The following is a 19,377-nucleotide window of genomic DNA, read 5'->3' as shown; positions in this document are numbered from 1 at the left end:
TATTCTCCATTATGCGGAAATATTTAAGAATAGATAAGCTTGGTAAGCGATAAAGCACAGTACCAAAATACCACCTTCAACACGATTGATTCGACGACGTTTACCTAGTGCCATTATTAATAACAATATAGATAATCCAAGCATGACATAAAAATCACGCCCCATTGCAAGAGGGCTTAATACTGATGGATTCAGCAATCCTGGTATACCCATTACGGCTAAAATATTAAAGACATTGGAGCCGATGATATTACCTACAGCCATATCATCTTCACCCTTGTAAATACTCGCGATAGAAGCGGCAAGCTCAGGCAAACTGGTACCAACAGCAATGATCGTTAAACCTATCACTAAGTCACTCATACCGTAGTGTTTAGCAATAACAACGGCTGACTCTACTACCATATCAGAAGAGTAAAGCAGTAAACCTAAACCAATAAAGACCCAGATAATGGCTGTTGAGTTTTTAACGCCAGTTGGGATCTCTGCTTCTTGCTCTTCAGCAAGAGGATCGTTTTTGCTCGACTTGCTTATTTTTAACATCGCAAGTAAAAACAGGACAAAAAGCACGGCAAGAAAAGCACCTTCCATTCGGCCTAAATAATTATCCCATAGTAAGAGGCCGGCAATAACGGTCACGCACAACATTAACGGTAATTCACGACGAATAATGGTTGAACCGATCGACAGTGGCTTCAACATTGCCGTTATACCTAAGATCAATGCAATATTGGCGATATTAGAACCAAGCACATTACCTACCGCTGTATCGGTTTTACCTGCAAGTGCTGCAGTCGCTGAAACCATCATTTCTGGTGCTGAAGAACCCATTGCCAGTATTGTCATACCAATAATAAGTGGCGCAACACCAAAATTTTTAGCCAGTGCAGCAGCGCCATATACCAATCGATCGGCACTCCATACTAATAACACTAACCCTACACAGAGCAACACAATGGCTTCGAGCATTCTAATCCCTTTTAAAAATGGCACGTTAAAAACGAGTACAGTAAATCCAGCGTTGAATCGCTTTTGATATTAGGGGGTAATTTTGACGGTTAGCAAAGCAAAAGGGAAGTATAACAAATGACTAATTCTCTCTATTGTGAGCATTTATGAGGGAAAATAACAATCATAGTGAATTTATCATGGTGGATTGTAAAGCCTCGCTATTTTTAAGGATGATACAAGTATTTGAATAGCGTTCAATTGTTAAGTTAAAATAGCACAAGAAAAGGTTAATAAGAATCGTTATACAAATATTTGGCGTATGAAATAACAGCAATATGCCTTAATACTGTAACAATAGATGAGATATGAACCGACTAACTTGAGTTGATGTTTTATTCTCCTTATTATCCTCAGCTATAATGGTTTTCACGCGATAAATATGATTTTTTCTTGTGGTTAAGTCATAATTTACTGATTTTTAATAATAATTAGTGTTTTTTATGAGGGATTACCAGTAATTAGAGGCGAATACGAAGCAATGGCTAAAAGCGATATACTGATTTCGATTAAAAACCTAACATTTTCTCGTGGCGAACGATTCATTTTTGATGATATTTCCCTTGATGTGCCTCGAGGAAAAGTAACAGCAATCATGGGACCTTCAGGAATCGGTAAAACAACATTATTGCGTTTGATTGGCGGTCAAATTGCGCCAGATAAAGGCGAAGTATGGTTTGATGAATGGAATGTCCCGACTTTAAAACGCAGTGATTTATATCAAGCACGTAAACGAATGAGTATGTTGTTTCAATCGGGTGCGCTTTTTACTGATATGAACGTTTTCGACAATATTGCATTTCCATTGCGAGAACATACCGATTTACCTGAAGATTTATTACGTAGTTTAGTGTTACTTAAATTAGAAGCTGTAGGGCTACGTGGTGCGGCACAATTGATGCCGAATGAGTTATCTGGTGGTATGGCACGTCGAGCGGCATTAGCTCGTGCAATTGCTCTTGATCCTGAGTTAATGATGTATGACGAACCTTTTGTCGGACAAGATCCCATTACGATGGGGGTATTAGTGCAATTAATCAGTAGTCTCAACAAAGCATTAGGTATGACATCGGTGGTTGTTTCTCATGATGTACCTGAAGTGATGAGTATTGCTGATCATGTTTACTTACTATCAGGTGGTAAAATTATTGGCAGTGGTAGCCCTCAAGAATTACGAGTGAACCCAGATCCTCGCGTACGTCAGTTCTTAGATGGCGATGCTGATGGCCCCGTTCCTTTTAAGTTTCCAGCGCAGCCATTAGAGCAAGATTTATTTGGCTAAGCGTTATTCACGATGCGTGTCATGCGCATCTGTTATTCGATGGATTACGAGCAAAAAATGATTGTTGATGCGATAGCCCATTTAGGGCGAAGTGGTATTGAAAAATGCCAAACAATGGGGCGAGCAACGTTAATGTTGTTTGGCGCATTGGTGAGTAAGCCTCAGCCAAGAAAAATGTTTCCGTTATTAATAAAGCAACTGTATTCAGTTGGTGTTTTATCAATAGCGATTATTCTTGTTTCTGGTTTGTTTATTGGCATGGTACTGAGTTTACAAGGTTACCTTGTACTGGCTGATTTTGGTGCCGAAACGAGCTTAGGACAAATGGTTGCATTGTCTTTGCTACGCGAATTAGGTCCGGTTGTGACAGCATTGTTGTTTGCTGGGCGAGCAGGATCTGCACTTACTGCTGAAATAGGTTTAATGAAAGCCACTGAACAGCTTTCAAGTATGGAGATGATGGCGGTTGATCCGCTACGTCGAGTCATTGCACCGCGTTTTTGGGCTGGTGTTATCTCAATGCCATTATTAGCGCTGATGTTTAGTGTTGTTGGTTTATGGGGGGCGCAAATTGTTGGCGTTGACTGGAAAGGGATTGATTACGGTAGTTTCTGGTCTGTTATGCAGTCTTCAGTGAACTTTAGTTATGACATAGGGAACAGCATTATTAAGGCTGTTGCTTTTGCTATAACGGTAACTTGGATTGCGGTATTTAATGGCTATGATGCCGTTCCTACTTCTGAAGGGATCAGTCGAGCAACGACACGAACGGTGGTGAATTCATCATTGGCGGTATTGGGCTTAGATTTTATTTTGACCGCACTGATGTTTGGTAGCTAATTCGTAAGAAACCAACATGACCTTAGTGTGACAAAACAAATTAAATGGATAAAAGCATGCAACAAAATAAACGTTTAGAACTGTGGGTTGGCATTTTTATGTTAGCCGGAATTGCAGCATTATTAGTGTTAGCTTTCAAAGTTGCTAACCTACAAAGCTTTGGTAGTAATGAAAGTTACACATTAAAAGCCCATTTCGATAATATCGGTGGTTTAAAAGTACGCTCTCCCGTGAAGGTAGGTGGTGTAACCGTTGGTGAAGTGACAGCTATTAACCTTGATAAAGAAACCTACATTCCGATGGTTACTTTATCGATAAACAAAAAATTTGGTTATTTCCCTGAAACTAGCTCGGCTTCAATTTTAACATCTGGCCTTTTAGGTGAGCAGTATTTAGGTATTTCTCCTGGGTTTGTTGATGACGATGTCGAGATGTTACATAACGGCGATCTTATTGAAGACACGAAATCTGCGTTAGTATTAGAAGATATGATAGGCCAAGTGCTATATAGCATTGGCGGTGACAAAAAAGACTAGGAGCACCTATGAAATTTTTACGATGCCTAATGCTGGCTTTTCTTGCCCTACCGATGTTGGTGCAGGCTGCAACAATCGATCAGACGAATCCATATACTATGATGGATAAAGTTTCTATTCAGTTATTTAAGACCTTAAAAGCAGAGCAACCGAAGATCCAAGCGAACCCTGAAGAGTTACGTATTATTGTTAAAAAAGAGCTATTGCCTTATATCAATACACGTTATGCCGCATATAAAGTGCTGGGTTCAAATTTAAAGAAAACTACCGCAGAGCAACGTGATGCATTTACGGAAGCATTCACTGAATATTTAGTGGCATCTTATGCTCAGGTGTTAACGCAGTATACCGATCAGAAAATTCAGATTGAGCCTGCCAAAGCAGTTCCCGCTGATCGCAGTATCGTGTCAGTACGCGTTGATATTGTTGATCATCAACGCCCACCTATTCGTCTTGATTTTAAGCTTCGTTTAAACAAAAAGACAAAAGAATGGCAAGGATTTGACATGGTTGCTGAAGGAGTCAGTATGATTTCGACTAAGCAAAGCGAGTGGAGCGGTGAGCTTCGAACTAAAGGAATTGATGCGGTAACGCAAAACCTACGAGATCTTGCTGCTAAGCCAATTCAGATCGAGAAAAAATGATCATGTCTGAGGATAAGATCAAATGGCAAGCTCTCGGTAATGACCAATATTGCTTGTCAGGTTGTTTAGAACGTGACACAGTGCCAGCTTTTTGGCGACGTAGAAACGAGTGGGTACCTGAGTCAAACAAGGTCTTGCTCGATCTAGGTGGTTTGAGTCGAGTCGACTCAGCTGGCATGGTGATGTTATTGCATCTTCACCAGCAATTAAGCAGCGCAGGATGTGACTTCACCCTGCTTAATGTGCCCGAGCAGCTAAAAACATTGTTACGCTTGAGCCATGTTGAACCCATTTTAGCCGCTAGCATTAAGTGAGCTTTAGAGAGGATAGCTTGTGGAAATTTCCGAGATTAAACAAATTTTAGAAAACGCCTTAGATCTTGATGAAGTGATTGTTAAAGGTGAAGGTAGTCACTACGAAGTTATTGCAGTGAGTACTATTTTTGACGGCATGAGCCGAGTGAAAAAACAACAAACTATTTATGGTCCGTTGATGGATCGAATTGCAGCAAACGACATTCACGCATTAAGTATCAAAACGTATACACCTGAAGAATGGATGCGTGATAAAAAGCTAATGTCGTTATAACGAGGTAAATGATGCAGAAGTTTCGTATTCAGGGCGGTGGTCCACTAAGCGGTGAAGTGTCAATTTCTGGCGCTAAGAATGCAGCATTGCCGATTTTATTCGCCGCTTTGCTTGCTGAAGAGCCTGTAGAAATTGCAAATGTTCCAAAATTACGTGATATCGATACCACAATGGAGCTACTTTCTCGTTTAGGCGTAAAAGTATCACGTAATGGCTCTGTTCATATCGATGCAAGTGATGTGAATGAGTTTTGTGCACCGTACGATTTAGTGAAAACGATGCGTGCTTCTATCTGGGCGCTTGGCCCATTGGTTGCTCGTTTTGGTCAAGGTCAGGTTTCACTACCTGGCGGTTGTGCGATTGGCGCACGCCCTGTTGATCTTCATATTGTAGGTTTAGAGCAATTAGGCGCAACAATCACGCTTGATGAAGGCTACGTGAAAGCGAGTGTTGATGGCCGCCTAAAAGGCGCACATATCGTGATGGATAAAGTCAGTGTTGGTGCGACAGTAACTATTATGTCAGCAGCAACATTAGCTGAAGGCACAACTGTTATTGAAAATGCAGCACGTGAGCCTGAAATTGAAGATACAGCTGCATTTTTAAATGCACTTGGCGCGAAAATTTCAGGTGCAGGTACTGCAACCATTACTATTGAAGGCGTTGAGCGTCTTGGTGGTGGTTACCACGAAGTGGTTGCTGATCGTATTGAAACGGGAACTTTCCTTGTTGCTGCTGCTGTTTCTGGTGGCAAGATTATGTGCCGTAATACCAAGCCTGAATTAATGGAAGCGGTATTAGCAAAGCTTGAAGAAGCTGGCGCATTGGTTGAAACTGGTGAAGACTGGATCAGCCTTAACATGACAGGACGTGAGCTTAAAGCGGTAAATATCCGTACAGCGCCACACCCAGGTTTCCCAACAGACATGCAAGCGCAATTCTCACTATTGAACCTCATTGCTAAAGGCACAGGTATTATTACTGAAACGATTTTTGAAAACCGTTTCATGCATATCCCTGAGTTAATTCGTATGGGTGCTCACGCTGAGATTGAAGGTAACACTGTTATTTGTGGTGATACTGATGGTTTAAGCGGTGCTCAAGTGATGGCAACAGATTTACGTGCATCAGCAAGTCTTGTAATTGCAGGTAGCATTGCGAAAGGTGAGACGATTGTTGATCGTATTTACCATATCGACCGTGGTTACGAGTTTATCGAGCAGAAGTTTAGCGCATTAGGTATGAACATCGAACGTATCTAAGATGTCTTATTTTTAAGTAAGAAACGTCTAAACAAAAAAAACGCCTCACATGACATGTGAGGCGTTTTTTTATAGTTAGTATCTGGTAATGACGACTACCGTATCGGCTTATTCTCAGAGGCAGGACGATTAGCGACCTTTACGGGAATGATCATTGGTTTTCCATCACGTAGAATTTTCACATTTACATTCGTACCTGGGCGTATATCTGTAATAATATCGTTAACGCTTTGTACATTATTAACTTGTTTACCTGCAATCTCTACCACAATATCATTTTTCTGAAAGCCTGCTTTTGACGCTGGGCCGTTTGGATCCATGCCTTCTACGATAATCCCATTTACTTGCTTAGCATCATACAGTCTTGCCATCACTGGGTTAATCTCACGCCCTTGAATACCAATCCAACCACGGATAACGCGCCCATCAGCGATTAGTTTATTCATAATTTTGATAGTTTGTTGGTAAGGGATAGCAAATGAAATACCGTTGGTTTCAATATTCGTTGCTTGTTGAAAAGATGCGGTATTAATACCTATGAGCTCCCCATGGGTATTAACTAATGCCCCACCAGAATTACCACGGTTAATCGCAGCATCCGTTTGGAGAAAATCTTGTGGTCCATAAAAGCTCATGCCTGAACGCCCTGTTGCTGAAATAATACCAAAAGTTGTTGTTTGACCAAGATTATAGGGGTTACCTATGGCAAGAACGACATCACCTACTGCCGCTTTGTATTCAGGGTTAACTGGGATCACGGGTAAATGATCAGCATTAATTTTCAAAACAGCGAGATCGGTTAATTGATCTAAGCCGATCAGTTGTGCGTTTAAAATACGGCCATCTTGCAGTGCGACAATGACTTGATCCGCATTGGCGACTACGTGATAGTTAGTCACGATATAGCCTTTATCACTCATGATCACACCCGATCCTAATCCTTGGGTGATTAACTCTGGCTCTGGTCGTGATTCATTATTTTCATAGCGACGGTTATAAATATTCACAACCGCAGGCGAAGCGCGTTTAACTGCGTAGTTAAATGATAAAGGGGCAGGCGCATCGTCTAATTGGGGTAAAGACACCGGTGATGATGGGCGCAAACTTGGTACAGCAACAAGTACAACACATGCTGTGATAAGGCCGAGCAAAATAGAACGACCAAGAAAAGCCAACATCAAGAGTCCTTAAAATAATACAAGAGAATGAGTGGCAAGAAGAATACCATTCATACTTAGAGAGACCAATAATAAAGTCAGAGCACCATTTCACCCTGACTTTATTTGAAGGTTAATGATAAACGTATTGTTATCTAATGATCAGATACAGGACGTTGTTACCACGTTTGACTTCCATCGCAAGCACATCAGGTTTTGCTTCAAGTGCTTTACGAAGTTCTCCGAGGTTATTTATCTTATTACGGTTAAGACCGATAATAATGTCACCTTTTTGTAGGCCATAACGTGCAGCGATAGAGCGCTCATCAAGTTTTGATACCTTAACCCCTTTGACTTTATCGCCAGCAACAGTGTTGGTAAATTCAGCACCGGCTAGGCTAGGGTGAAGATTATCAGCCTTCACTTTATTTTCACTTGCCGCTTTTAAGGTTACATTAACGGTTTGCTTTTTGCCGTCGCGAATAATACCTAAAGTTAGCGCCTTACCTGCGCCCATAGTCGCAATTTTCGCTCGTAACTCACTGAAGGTACGGATAGGGTTACCGTTTACTTCGGTAATGATATCACCTGCTTTCAGCCCCGCTTTTTCAGCAGAAGAGTCAGGCATAACTTGGTTAACAAATGCACCGTGGTTAGTTGAATACCCGAAGGTTTTAGCAAGCTCTGCAGTTAATTCACCGCCTTGAACCCCCAAAATTCCGCGTTTTACTTGACCAAACTCTAAGATTTGATCCGTTAAACTTTTTATCATATTGGAGGGAATAGCAAAGCCAATACCGACATTACCGCCATTAGGTCCTACAATCGCAGTGTTAATACCAATTAACTCACCATTGAGGTTAACTAATGCACCGCCTGAGTTACCGCTATTGATTGCAGCATCCGTTTGAATAAAGTTTTCAAAGTTCTCGATATTTAAGCCACTACGACCTAGTGCAGAGACAATCCCTGATGTTACTGTTTGACCTAAACCAAATGGGTTACCAATTGCGACAGCAAAATCACCAACACGCAACTTATCGGAGTTCGCCAGTTTTACTTCCGTTAAGTTTTCTGGTTTGTCTATCTGTAGTAATGCAATATCGGACATGCCATCGCTACCAATAAGTTTGGCATCGATTTCGCGCCCATCAAAAAGTTGAACACTGATTTTATCTGCACCATCAATAACATGATGGTTAGTGACGATATAGCCTTTCTTTGCATCAACAATAACCCCAGAGCCTAAACCTCTAAATGGACGCTCTTGGACTTGTTCAGAAGGAAAGTCTGGACCAAAAAAATAACGGAAAGATTCAGGTAAACGCTGCTTAGAAACGTGCTTACCTTCAACGGCAATACTAACAACCGCGGGTGTGACTTGCTCCAACATTGGTGCAAGGCTTGGTATAGGTTGACTATTAACTGAGGTAGGTAATGCAGCAGTTGCAGTTACTGGGGTAATAGCAGAACTGATACCTAATGCTAACGCAGTAAGAACAAGAAAAGGCTTTTTAATCATTATAGAACTCCAGTTTACAAGTGACATTAAGACCTATAAAAAGAAGTCAAAGTTCACTTTCACTCACTCTTTTACGAATAAATAGCAAGTGAAAGTGAATAAATGTGACAGTTAACTCGCTTTTGGCTCGGCATGTAGCTGAGCTTTTTCTTCTTCTGTTACTGCGGTGTTTTCACCTTTAAATAATCCCGTCGCGCCATTAGCATAATCGCGAGGTGCTTGCTCAACACTCTCATCCTCTTTTGGCTCGTCTTTCACAGCTTCTAAGCTAGTGATGCGTTTTGCAAAAGGATTATCTTGTGCTGGAAGGTTTGGCATTAACTCGGTAGAAGTCTTTGCCATATGCTCATAAAGTTTGCTGTAATCTTTAGCAACATTGTCGAGTAAATCTGCACTGCGAGCAAAGTGATCAACAAGTTCTTGGCGGAACTGTTCAAGCTCGTACTTTGACTTATCAAGCTCTTTTTTGAGTGTTTTTTGCTGTTTTACACTTTTGTTTGTTAGACGAACAGCAAGAGCACCAATTAAGATCCCTGCTAAAAATATAATAATTGCCCAAGTCATGGTCATGAATAAACTCCTTGTGACTTATACGTATACGAATATTCGTGTATCAATGTTTATCAACGATGGCTGTCACGTTACTATACCGTGAGGTTAAGCGACATGATACTCAATAAATATGATGTAAGAGTTATGTAGTGGCTCTGCCTCTCATAATTAGAGATAACTCACGGATGTAACAGGTAAGGTTAGAATGACGCCACTAGAAAAGTATCAACTCGATTTACAGAAAACGGATTTCTTTGCAGATCCCGCACAAGCGAATGCCGTTTCCCATCTTGATAATTTATACCATCGTATATTAGCGCCTAAACCTGAGCCTAAACTGTCTTTTATCCAACGTTATTTTAAATCCAATTCAACTCAAGCAGATATTGTGCCAGTGAAAGGATTATATTTTTGGGGCGGGGTAGGGCGAGGTAAAACTTATCTTGTTGATACTTTTTATGACTGCTTACCACTAGAACGTAAAACTCGTATGCATTTTCACCGGTTTATGCATCGTGTTCATCATGAATTAAAAAAATTAGATGGTGTTGAAAATCCACTTGAGCACGTTGCTGATAAATTCAAACAAGAAACAGACATTATTTGTTTTGATGAGTTTTTTGTTTCTGATATTACCGATGCAATGATTTTAGGAACCTTGCTTGAAGCGTTATTCAAGCGAGGAATTAGCTTAGTCGCGACATCAAATATTCCACCACCAGAGTTATATCGAAATGGTTTGCAACGTGCGCGATTTTTACCGGCTATCGCATTGATAGAACAGCATTGTGAGATAGTGAATGTTGATGCTGGTATTGATTATCGCTTGCGTACATTAGAACAAGCTGAGATTTACCATTACCCATTAGATGAATGTGCAACAGAGAATTTAAAACGTTATTTCGAACAATTAACCTCAGAGCCTCGTAATCAGCAAACAATGATCACAATTAATGCTCGGCAATTGATGGTGCAGCGAGAAGCGGATGGTGTTGTGCAGTTCAGTTTTAACCAATTATGCCAAACGTCACGTAGTCAAAATGATTACATGGAAATAGCACAAATCTATCATACGGTTATTCTATCTGAGGTGCCGCAAATTACGGAGCAGGAAGACGATGCTGCACGACGCTTTATCGCCATGGTTGATGAGTTTTATGAGCGAAATGTTACTTTAATTATCTCTGCGGCAGTACCTCTTGAACAACTTTATCAACAAGGGCTATTAACCTTTGAGTTTAAGCGATGCTGTTCACGTTTAATCGAAATGCAAAGCCATGATTACTTGGCAAAGCCGCATTTAGCATAGAAACCGTTTCGTTAACGGATATCGTATTTAACGATAATCAGCATTTATCGACTGCTTTTGCCTTAAATTGTAGCTAATAAGAAAAAAAGACATTTTTTTTTAGGAAAAGAGGTGATTTTTTCCTCACCCTTCCCTATAATCTTGCGACCCACCGTACCTGTGAAGGCGAAAGCCTGGAGTGCCAACCACTCGAAGGGGTGATGACTGGGCTCTTATACAGAGGGATCATCATTTGATGGTTCTAGTAAGTGAAACTATTTAAATTATTGGGTATTAATTAGCATGAAAACTTTCGTTGCTAAACCAGAAACTGTAAAACGTGACTGGTATGTTGTTGACGCTGAAGGTAAAACTCTAGGTCGTCTTGCAACTGAAATCGCTTCTCGTCTACGTGGTAAGCACAAGCCGGAGTACACTCCACACGTTGACACTGGTGACTACATTGTAGTTATCAATGCTGAGAAAGTAGCAGTTACTGGTAACAAGCGTACAGATAAAATGTACCACCACCACACTGGCTACATCGGCGGCCTTAAGTCAATCAGCTTTGATAAGCTAATCGACAAGAAACCAGAAATGGTTATTGAAACTGCTGTTAAAGGCATGCTTCCTAAAGGTCCTCTAGGCCGTGCTATGTACCGTAAGCTAAAAGTTTACGCAGGTACTGAGCACAACCATGCTGCACAACAGCCTAAAGTACTAGACATCTAATTAGGAATTATGACAATGGCAGAGAATCAATACTACGGCACTGGTCGCCGTAAAAGCTCAGCAGCTCGCGTTTTCATCAAACCGGGTACTGGCAACATCGTTATCAACAAGCGTAGCATCGAAGAATACTTCGGTCGCCCAACAGCACGTATGGTTGTTCGTCAACCTCTAGAGCTTGTTGAAATGACAGAGAACCTAGACCTATACATCACTGTTAAAGGTGGTGGTATCACTGGTCAATCTGGTGCAATCCGTCACGGTATCACTCGCGCTCTTATGGAGTACGATGAAACTCTACGTCCTGCTCTACGTGCAGCTGGCTACGTTACTCGCGACGCTCGTTGCGTTGAACGTAAGAAAGTTGGTCTACGTAAAGCACGTCGTCGTCCACAGTTCTCTAAGCGTTAATTTTCGCTTCCAGATTTTATCTGGTTACTGTGTACAGAAAGCTCAACCTTCGGGTTGGGCTTTTTTTTATTTATTAATAAGTAAGCAATCAACTTCCTACCTTGTTCCCTTCATTTCTCACCGCTCTTTATACTGTAAAAGATTAGTTTTAAGTAACGACGTTATCCTTGGGTTATAAAAAGAACGCTTTTCTCACATTTATTGCAAAAAAGTAGCTTTAACTTGTCAAAATATGGTCTGTTACATATCCTTTTTATGTTGGAAATAGTTTTATTTTGTAATTTTACTGTTACCTTTTTGTTGGAACTTAGCCGTAACTCCAGGGACACATAAGGACATAATAATCCAAGTCGGGAGTAAGGGAGAATATTGGATGAGCAATGCGCCAGTAAGCAAAGGACGACGTCGCTTTCTGACCGTAACAACCTCGGTTGTTGGCGGGTTAGGAGCTGCAGCTGTTGCCGTTCCTTTTATCAAATCATGGAATCCGAGTGCAAAAGCAAAAGCCGCCGGTGCCCCTGTCGAAGTTGATATCAGTAAATTAGAAGATGGACAAATGGTTCGTGTTGAGTGGCGAGGCAAACCTGTGTGGGTTGTTCGTCGCAGCAAGGCTGTTTTACAAGAATTAAGTACCCATGATGGTGAATTGCGAGATCCTTCATCAGAAGAACCTCAGCAGCCATCTTATGCACAAAATGAATTCCGTTCAGTAAAGCCTGAAATCTTTTTAGCCTTGGGTATTTGTACTCACCTTGGCTGTTCTCCAACTTATTTACCCGATAGCTTTAATGAACAAGTAAATGGCGTATCGTCAGGGTTCTTCTGCCCATGTCACGGCTCTACATTTGATATGGCAGGTCGTGTGTTTGCAGGTGTGCCTGCACCATTGAACCTCGTGATACCTCCATATCAATTCTTAGATGACAACACGATTATCGTTGGTGTTGATGGGGAGGCCGTATAATGAACGCGCTATTAGGTTGGATTGAAAAACGTTTACCCGTCACGAATGCTTATAGAAAGCATTTATCTGAATATCCGATGCCGAAAAATTTCAACTTTTGGTACATCTTTGGTTCTCTTGCCATGTTGGTGCTTGTTAATCAGATCGTAACAGGGATCTGGCTAACTATGAACTATGTACCATCAGGTGAGGGGGCATTTGCTTCCATTGAATATATCATGCGAGATGTAGAGTATGGCTGGCTGCTGCGTTATATGCACTCAACAGGCGCTTCCGCATTTTTTGTGGTGATTTATCTGCATATGTTCCGCGGCTTGATCTACGGATCTTATCAAAAGCCTCGTGAGCTACTGTGGTTATTCGGTATGTTGATTTTTCTCATTCTTATGGCTGAAGCGTTCATGGGATATTTGTTGCCGTGGGGACAAATGTCATTCTGGGGCGCACAGGTAATTATTTCGCTATTTGGTGCAATACCTGTAATCGGTGACGATCTAACTCTCTGGATCCGAGGGGATTATGTTGTCTCAGGGGCAACGCTCAACCGTTTCTTTGCATTACATGTAATTGCATTACCCATCGTATTGCTACTTTTGATTGTATTACACGTATTAGCACTTCATGAAGTGGGTTCAAATAACCCTGATGGAATTGAGACAAAATTGCCGAAGAGCTCTAAAGGTGAAGGGTATAAAACACAATTTCGTTTTCATGAATACTACAGTAACAAGTATGACATCATTGATTCCATCCCATTTCATCCTTATGGAACAGTTAAAGATCTGATTGGTGTTGCTGTTTTCGCCTTTTTCTTTAGCTACGTGATCTTTTTTAACCCCGAAATGGGGGGATACTTTCTTGAGCCGCCAAACTTTGAAGCTGCAAATCCACTAAAAACTCCTGAGCACATTGCGCCAGTTTGGTATTTCACGCCGTTCTATGCGATTTTGCGTGCGGTACCCGATAAGTTATTAGGTGTGGCGGCAATGGGAGCATCGATTGTCTTTTTATTCCTGTTACCGTGGTTCGATCGCTGTAGAGTTCGTTCTTTCCGTTATCGTAGCAAAGTGCATTTTATCAATATTTGTCAGTTCACTATAAGCTTTATTGCACTAGGTATTTTAGGTACGTTACCTGCAACACCTACTTATACATTGCTTGCACAGATTTTTAGCTTTGCTTACTTTATGTTCTTCATTTTATTGTTCTTTTACAGTAAGAATGAGGTAACAAAACCGCTGCCAGAGAGGGTGACATTCAAATGAAAAAATTGATTGTAACGCTGCTGGTAATGCTTCCTACTTTTGCCTTTGCAGCAGGAAGCAACGTACCTTTAGATGCGGCGAATAATGACTTAACAGATAAAGCATCACTTCAACGTGGCGCAAAGACATTCATGAATTACTGCTCTGGATGTCATTCAACCCAATATCAACGCTACGAGCGAGTGGCAGAAGATCTTGGTATTCCACCAAAGTTAATGAAAGAGAATTTGATTTTTGATCAAAATGCCAAAATTGGTGATTTGATGACAAATGCGATTTCAACAGAGTATGCGGCAGCCTCATTCGGTGCACCTGCTCCTGACTTAACTTTGGTTGCGCGTGTTCGAGGTACTGATTGGCTCTATACTTACTTACGATCCTTTTATGCTGATCCTAGTCGTCCATTTGGTGTCAATAATTTAGTGTTCCCAAGTGTAGGTATGCCACATGTTCTCGAAGAGTTACAAGGTGCACCACATAAAGCATTTGAGACCAAAATGATTGACGGTGAGAAAGTTCAAGAGTTTGTTGGGATCGAATCTGATGGTACTGGAGAGTTGAACGCCGAAGAATATAACGACATGGTGCGTGATTTGGTTAACTTCCTTGATTACTCTGCAGAGCCAATGAAACTGGAACGACAGCGAATGGGCTTGTGGGTAATGGGCTTTATTGCGGTATTCTTTGTTTTAACAGTATTGTTGAAGAAAGAATATTGGCGTGATGTCCACTGATAAGGTAATCTAGTGGGTTAAGAATCTCGCAATGGGGGCTTAAGCCTCCATTGCTTTTTGTGTATTAAATATACTGGAGGGGTTGATGGCTGTTGCTGCCAATAAACGCTCTGTGATGACTCTGTATTCTGATGCTTCAGACATCTACAGCCATCAGGTGCGTATCGTACTAGCCGAGAAAGGTGTTAGTGTTGAAATCGAGCTGGTTGATCCATTGAATCTACCTGAAGATCTGTTAGAGCTGAATCCATACCAGTCAGTTCCAACATTGGTTGATCGTGAATTAGCACTATACCAAGCGAACATCATTATGGAGTACTTGGATGAGCGTTTTCCTCACCCACCTCTAATGCCGGTTTACCCTGTTGCTCGTGGTAACAGCCGTCTAATGATGTACCGTGTTGAGCGTAACTGGTACTCACTTGCAGAGAAGATTAATACTGGCACTGCCGATGAAGCTGACAAAGCACGTAAGCAATTACGTGAAGAGTTACTTGCATTAGCACCAGTGTTTGCAGAATTCCCATTCTTCATGAGTGATGAGTTCAGCTTGGTTGACTGTTACCTTGCTCCACTACTATGGCGTCTACCTGAAATGGGTATTGAACTAAGTGGTGCTGGCGCAAAAGAAGTGAAAACTTACATGACACGTGTATTTGAACGTGACTCATTCCTAGCTTCATTGACTGAAGCTGAACGTGAAATGCGTTTAGCTGGCCAGTAATATGGATATGGAAAAAATGACACCGCGTCGTCCTTATTTGTTGCGGGCATTTTATGATTGGTTAGTGGATAACGATCTCACTCCACACTTGGTTGTTGATGCAACATTACCAGGTGTACAAGTACCAATGGAGTTCGTTAGTGATGGTCAAATCATCCTAAACGTTGCTCCTCGTGCTGTGGGTAATTTAGAACTGGGTAATGAAGCGGTTAGCTTTAATGCGCGTTTTAGTGGTCGTCCACATTCTGTTATCGTACCTATGTACGCTGTGCTTGCTGTTTATGCGCGTGAAAACGGAGCAGGAACAATGTTTGAGCCAGAGCCTAGCTATGAATCAGATATGCCAGTCTTTGATGATGTTGATGATATCGAAGATATGATTGATGAAACATCAGAGCCTAGCTCTCCATTTGCCGTGGTTAGTGAAACTGAAACTGCCGGTGATGAGCCTGATGATGAGCCGCCACGTCCTCGCGGTCGTCCAAGCTTACGTGTTGTTAAATAGATAGTTTCCTTTAATAAAAACGCAGCCAATAGGCTGCGTTTTTTTATATCGATAAAGGGCGATTAGCGATTTTGACTCGGTTCGAATAATGTCACAACTTTTTTAACACCATTGATATTTCGCGCAATATTAATCGCTATTTCTTTTTGACGTGGCGTAACATAGCCTAAAAGGTAGACTTGACCGCCCTCGCTGATCACTTGTATTACCGCTCCCGTTAACTGCTTACTTGCGATAAGTTGAGATTTAACCTTGGTGGTTAGCCAAGCATCATAACTAATATCACCTACGCTAAGTAAAGGTCTCACTTCAAGCTGGTTATAAAGATCTTTTACATTATCAATATGCTTAACCTGCTGACCAAATTGTGTTTTTGCGGCGGCAGAAGTGGCCTGACCTATCAGAAGTACTTTACCGTTAAGCGATATACTGTTAGCACTGATTGAGCGAGTAAATTGGCGGCTATTTGCCAGACCCGCAATATCCATTTCTACTTTTTGATCTTGCCAATGTTGTTCTAGATCTCGTGGATCTTGGGTGGAAAAACTCGAACATCCTTGTAATACAAGGATAAAAATTAGCAATAGGCGGCATACCCAGTTCATTTATTATCCTTCGTGGTGCGGGAAGAGTACTTGGTCAATAAGATCGCACAAGCAATGTACTGTTAGTAAGTGGCCTTCTTGAATGCGCGCGGTACGTTGAGACGGAATACGAATTTCAACATCTTGTATACCAAGTAACCCCGCCATTTCGCCACCATCTTTACCTGTTAAGGCGATGATCGTCATATCACGTGTAAGTGCCGCTTCCATTGCTTTGATAATGTTTTTGCTATTACCACTGGTTGATAATACAAACAGAATATCACCGGCCTGACCGAGTGCGCGCACTTGTTTTGAAAACACTTCGTCGTGGTGATAATCATTAGCAATCGCTGTCAGAATTGTTGTGTCAGCAGTTAATGCTAAAGCGGGAAGGCTTGGGCGCTCAGTTTCAAAACGATTAATAAGACATGAAGCAAAGTGTTGTGAATTAGCAGCTGAGCCGCCATTACCGCAACATAAAATCTTATTGCCGTTTAATAGGCTTTGCACCATGACTTGGGCGGCTTTTGAGATGGAGTCTGGAAGTGCTTCTGCTGCTGCAATTTGAGTTTGAATACTTTCGGTAAAACTTTCGCGAATGCTGTCTAGCATGATTAACCTTCAACTAAGATGTTGGTATGCCACTCAATATGGTGTTCTTGACCTTCAATTGTCACGACATCAAACCGACATTCGGTTTGATCGATTGAAAAGCCATTTTTTTGTAACCAAAAAAGGGCGGTGCGTTTTATTTTTTGTTGTTTATGCCAATTCACCGCTTCTGAAGCTGAACCGAAATGGCGATGTGTCCGGTATTTTACTTCAATAAAGACAAAACATTTACCTTGTCGCATAATTAAATCAATTTCACCACCGCGACAGCTAAAATTTCGTTCGATAAGCTTAAGACGGTGGCGAGACAGAAACTGTTCCGCCATCCGTTCATAAGTTTGTCCTTGTTGTCGTTTATTCAGGCTGTATACCGTCGACAGTGAATTTACCCCAGTCTATTTGACGATGGATCACACATTGGCTATTAGCACTTAATTTACCTGTAGCGCCTTGTGTCGTGTAGTCACTCATCACGCGTAATTGTGGCAATTCGTTACTTAAAAGGTAAGCATCCATACCAAAAGCATGAAGGCGAATACTGGTATTACCTTCATTAGGCCACAATTGGTTGAAACGCTCCATATAACTTGTCGGTGGATTGATAAGAAGTGGTATATCACCAATCTCTACACCGCGGATTTCTGGAGAGTACCCTTTGCGGTCAGGGTTGCTTCGAGAGCTGACATAAATTTGTGGTGGGTTACCACTTGGCGGCAATGATGCTTCAATAAATGGTTTGATAGTTATCAATTCATTTTTGCTAGCAACGATATATATCGCATCTGTCTTACTACCGGGAGCGTGCCCAAATACCTGACGAATTTGCTGTGGTATCTCGTCACTTGCACCAAATGTAGCCACCTGTGCTGGCTGACTATTTAAGCTCGTCCACTCTTGATTAAAGGCGGTACTTACGCGCTGACCATAACTGTTTGAGGGGACAAGTACGACAGGGTTTCGATGACCTTCACTGAAAATATGCTCTGCAGCTTGCTCTGCACTTTGCTCTGGCGATAGGGCAAAATAACACGCGTTAGGGTGGCTGCTGTTAATTTCAGGTGGCATATTTAACGCCAACGTATTGATGTGTGTAGTGTTATCTTGTTGAAACTCTGAAATCTTATCCTTACGCAGTGGACCGACAACAAATTGAGTGCCATTTTGCTGTAACTTCGCCATGATAGAAGCCATTGATTCTGCGTCTGTATCATAGATATTAAGATTTGTATCAGCGCTTCTGTCAGCATCATCCATCATCGCATCAATAAAGCCATCACGAACAGTTTTACCTTGTGCGGCAAAGCGACCTGATAGTGGTAAAAGCAAGGCAACACGGTCCAGCTTAATGGCTTTAAGGTTCATTACCGCTTCAAGTTCAGCGGGTAAGTATTGATTAGCAGGATGGTACGGATGTTGGCTTAACCATTGTTCAACCGCATCTTTTAGCTTTCCAGGTTGACGGCTAGCGCTATTTTTAAGCATGGCAAGCTCAACCCAGCCTTTCAAAACGCCTTCATCACTACCAATTTTTACGTTGCTAAGTTGTGTGTTGGAGTAACCGGATAAATCATTCCATAGGTTATTCCAGTTAGCTGCTTTTTGATCGCTGCTTAAGTAAAAATCAAGTTTGCTACGCTCACGGGCAGCTTGAAATTTATGATTAAGTTGATCTAATAATTCAGCACGGAAAGTGTAATAGCGTTGGTACTGACTTTTAGTTAACTGCCAAGATGGTTGGAAGTTTAAACTATTAAGCGCTTCTTGGTATTGCCCTTGATGATAACGGATCGCAGCACGAGCAAGTTGCCATTCAGCAATTTGCAAAGGGCTCATAGATTGCTGTGATAGCTTGGTAACTTGTTGGTCAGCTTGCTGCCATTTACCTTCTTCTATCATTGCTTTAAGGGCTAATATTTCCCAGTTAATACGCTCGGCACCTTCGCTGGCTTGAGCTTTACTGAGGTAGGCGGCTGAGCTTTGAGCGGCTGCCGCAGTGATATCCGTTAATGGAGCCTGCTGATTGTACAGGTTTGGTGCGCTACAGCCCGCTAAAATAACAGCAAGGGCTACAGGCGCCATTAGTCGTGATACACTTTTACGCTTATGGGTAAAATTGGGCATTGAATTCATTCAACTGTGACAAATTACTCTTGATATTAATTGCAGA

At 41.6% G+C, this 19,377-nt stretch carries 23 protein-coding genes; 15 read left to right on the top strand and 8 right to left on the bottom strand.

Going from position 1 to position 19,377, the window contains the following annotated elements; all coding sequences use genetic code 11:
* Nucleotides 1–9 precede the first annotated feature (9 nt).
* Nucleotides 10–969 (bottom strand): calcium/sodium antiporter, encoded by a 960-nt coding sequence (locus CTN01_RS15190; protein ID WP_045149790.1) that lies wholly within the window; start codon nucleotides 967–969, stop codon nucleotides 10–12.
* Between the two features lie 520 nt (nucleotides 970–1,489).
* On the opposite strand from CTN01_RS15190, the gene mlaF reads away from it, so the two are divergent.
* The 7 genes from mlaF to murA are packed head-to-tail and all read left to right on the top strand — an operon-like array spanning nucleotide 1,490 to nucleotide 6,160.
* Complete coding sequence (gene mlaF, locus CTN01_RS15185) at nucleotides 1,490–2,290, top strand: phospholipid ABC transporter ATP-binding protein MlaF (RefSeq protein WP_045149791.1); 801 nt, start codon at nucleotides 1,490–1,492, stop codon at nucleotides 2,288–2,290.
* Nucleotides 2,291–2,347: 57 nt separating this feature from the next.
* Nucleotides 2,348–3,130, top strand: coding sequence for a lipid asymmetry maintenance ABC transporter permease subunit MlaE (mlaE, locus tag CTN01_RS15180; protein ID WP_005371154.1), 783 nt, complete (start codon nucleotides 2,348–2,350; stop codon nucleotides 3,128–3,130).
* 56 nt (nucleotides 3,131–3,186) lie between these two features.
* Entirely contained in the window at nucleotides 3,187–3,666 is a 480-nt protein-coding gene (mlaD, locus tag CTN01_RS15175) for an outer membrane lipid asymmetry maintenance protein MlaD (RefSeq protein WP_005371156.1), read from the top strand.
* Between the two features lie 8 nt (nucleotides 3,667–3,674).
* The gene (gene mlaC / locus CTN01_RS15170) at nucleotides 3,675–4,310 is read left to right on the top strand and encodes a phospholipid-binding protein MlaC (protein ID WP_005371162.1); all 636 of its coding nucleotides are present in this window, start codon (nucleotides 3,675–3,677) and stop codon (nucleotides 4,308–4,310) included.
* Nucleotides 4,307–4,624, top strand: coding sequence for an STAS domain-containing protein (locus CTN01_RS15165; protein ID WP_236688610.1), 318 nt, complete (start codon nucleotides 4,307–4,309; stop codon nucleotides 4,622–4,624). The genes mlaC and CTN01_RS15165 overlap by 4 nt, the downstream gene beginning before the upstream one ends.
* A gap of 19 nt (nucleotides 4,625–4,643) precedes the next feature.
* A complete protein-coding gene (gene ibaG / locus CTN01_RS15160) occupies nucleotides 4,644–4,898 on the top strand; it encodes a BolA family iron metabolism protein IbaG (protein ID WP_005371165.1) in 255 nt (84 codons plus the stop codon).
* Nucleotides 4,899–4,909: 11 nt separating this feature from the next.
* Nucleotides 4,910–6,160, top strand: a complete 1,251-nt coding sequence (murA, locus tag CTN01_RS15155; protein ID WP_045149792.1) for a UDP-N-acetylglucosamine 1-carboxyvinyltransferase — start codon at nucleotides 4,910–4,912, stop codon at nucleotides 6,158–6,160.
* Between the two features lie 95 nt (nucleotides 6,161–6,255).
* Here the strand turns inward: murA and degS are convergent, their stop codons facing one another.
* The 3 genes from degS to zapG form a co-directional block, all read right to left on the bottom strand.
* The gene (gene degS, locus CTN01_RS15150; protein WP_045128613.1) at nucleotides 6,256–7,338 is read right to left on the bottom strand and encodes an outer membrane-stress sensor serine endopeptidase DegS; all 1,083 of its coding nucleotides are present in this window, start codon (nucleotides 7,336–7,338) and stop codon (nucleotides 6,256–6,258) included.
* A gap of 130 nt (nucleotides 7,339–7,468) precedes the next feature.
* Nucleotides 7,469–8,839: a Do family serine endopeptidase gene (locus CTN01_RS15145; RefSeq protein ID WP_045149793.1), complete on the bottom strand. Its 1,371-nt coding sequence runs from the start codon at nucleotides 8,837–8,839 to the stop codon at nucleotides 7,469–7,471.
* A 111-nt stretch (nucleotides 8,840–8,950) separates the two neighbouring features.
* Complete coding sequence (zapG, locus tag CTN01_RS15140) at nucleotides 8,951–9,409, bottom strand: Z-ring associated protein ZapG (protein ID WP_005371182.1); 459 nt, start codon at nucleotides 9,407–9,409, stop codon at nucleotides 8,951–8,953.
* 187 nt (nucleotides 9,410–9,596) lie between these two features.
* Between zapG and zapE the strand changes: the two genes are divergently transcribed.
* From zapE to sspB, 8 genes are all read left to right on the top strand, one after another.
* On the top strand, nucleotides 9,597–10,700 hold the full coding sequence (zapE, locus tag CTN01_RS15135; RefSeq protein ID WP_045149794.1) for a cell division protein ZapE: 1,104 nt from the start codon (nucleotides 9,597–9,599) through the stop codon (nucleotides 10,698–10,700).
* A 282-nt stretch (nucleotides 10,701–10,982) separates the two neighbouring features.
* Nucleotides 10,983–11,411 (top strand): 50S ribosomal protein L13, encoded by a 429-nt coding sequence (rplM, locus tag CTN01_RS15130; RefSeq protein ID WP_005371187.1) that lies wholly within the window; start codon nucleotides 10,983–10,985, stop codon nucleotides 11,409–11,411.
* A 15-nt stretch (nucleotides 11,412–11,426) separates the two neighbouring features.
* Nucleotides 11,427–11,819 (top strand): 30S ribosomal protein S9, encoded by a 393-nt coding sequence (rpsI, locus tag CTN01_RS15125; protein WP_005371189.1) that lies wholly within the window; start codon nucleotides 11,427–11,429, stop codon nucleotides 11,817–11,819.
* 373 nt (nucleotides 11,820–12,192) lie between these two features.
* Nucleotides 12,193–12,783, top strand: coding sequence for a ubiquinol-cytochrome c reductase iron-sulfur subunit (gene petA / locus CTN01_RS15120; RefSeq protein WP_045083936.1), 591 nt, complete (start codon nucleotides 12,193–12,195; stop codon nucleotides 12,781–12,783).
* Nucleotides 12,783–14,048, top strand: coding sequence for a cytochrome b (locus CTN01_RS15115; protein ID WP_045149795.1), 1,266 nt, complete (start codon nucleotides 12,783–12,785; stop codon nucleotides 14,046–14,048). Before petA ends, CTN01_RS15115 begins: the two co-directional genes overlap by 1 nt.
* The gene (locus CTN01_RS15110) at nucleotides 14,045–14,782 is read left to right on the top strand and encodes a cytochrome c1 (protein WP_005371195.1); all 738 of its coding nucleotides are present in this window, start codon (nucleotides 14,045–14,047) and stop codon (nucleotides 14,780–14,782) included. The genes CTN01_RS15115 and CTN01_RS15110 overlap by 4 nt, the downstream gene beginning before the upstream one ends.
* Nucleotides 14,783–14,867: 85 nt before the next feature.
* A complete protein-coding gene (gene sspA, locus CTN01_RS15105; protein WP_005371197.1) occupies nucleotides 14,868–15,506 on the top strand; it encodes a stringent starvation protein SspA in 639 nt (212 codons plus the stop codon).
* Nucleotide 15,507: 1 nt separating this feature from the next.
* Nucleotides 15,508–16,011: a ClpXP protease specificity-enhancing factor gene (sspB, locus tag CTN01_RS15100; protein ID WP_045149796.1), complete on the top strand. Its 504-nt coding sequence runs from the start codon at nucleotides 15,508–15,510 to the stop codon at nucleotides 16,009–16,011.
* Between the two features lie 62 nt (nucleotides 16,012–16,073).
* On the opposite strand, the gene CTN01_RS15095 is transcribed toward sspB, so the two are convergent.
* Genes CTN01_RS15095 through CTN01_RS15080 form a run of 4 tightly spaced genes read right to left on the bottom strand, consistent with a single transcriptional unit; the run spans nucleotide 16,074 to nucleotide 19,331 of the window.
* Nucleotides 16,074–16,616: a BON domain-containing protein gene (locus CTN01_RS15095; protein ID WP_045083939.1), complete on the bottom strand. Its 543-nt coding sequence runs from the start codon at nucleotides 16,614–16,616 to the stop codon at nucleotides 16,074–16,076.
* Between the two features lie 3 nt (nucleotides 16,617–16,619).
* Nucleotides 16,620–17,210, bottom strand: a complete 591-nt coding sequence (locus tag CTN01_RS15090) for a phosphoheptose isomerase (RefSeq protein ID WP_005371204.1) — start codon at nucleotides 17,208–17,210, stop codon at nucleotides 16,620–16,622.
* Nucleotides 17,211–17,212: 2 nt separating this feature from the next.
* A complete protein-coding gene (locus tag CTN01_RS15085) occupies nucleotides 17,213–17,572 on the bottom strand; it encodes a YraN family protein (protein WP_039872778.1) in 360 nt (119 codons plus the stop codon).
* Complete coding sequence (locus CTN01_RS15080) at nucleotides 17,565–19,331, bottom strand: penicillin-binding protein activator (protein ID WP_045149797.1); 1,767 nt, start codon at nucleotides 19,329–19,331, stop codon at nucleotides 17,565–17,567. Before CTN01_RS15080 ends, CTN01_RS15085 begins: the two co-directional genes overlap by 8 nt.
* Between the last annotated feature and the right edge of the window lie 46 nt (nucleotides 19,332–19,377).

Origin of the sequence: Photobacterium angustum, assembly GCF_003026365.1 — a bacterium.
Lineage (GTDB): Bacteria > Pseudomonadota > Gammaproteobacteria > Enterobacterales > Vibrionaceae > Photobacterium > Photobacterium angustum.
Note: the sequence above shows the minus strand (reverse complement) of the source record. Positions and strands in the feature narration are given on the sequence as shown.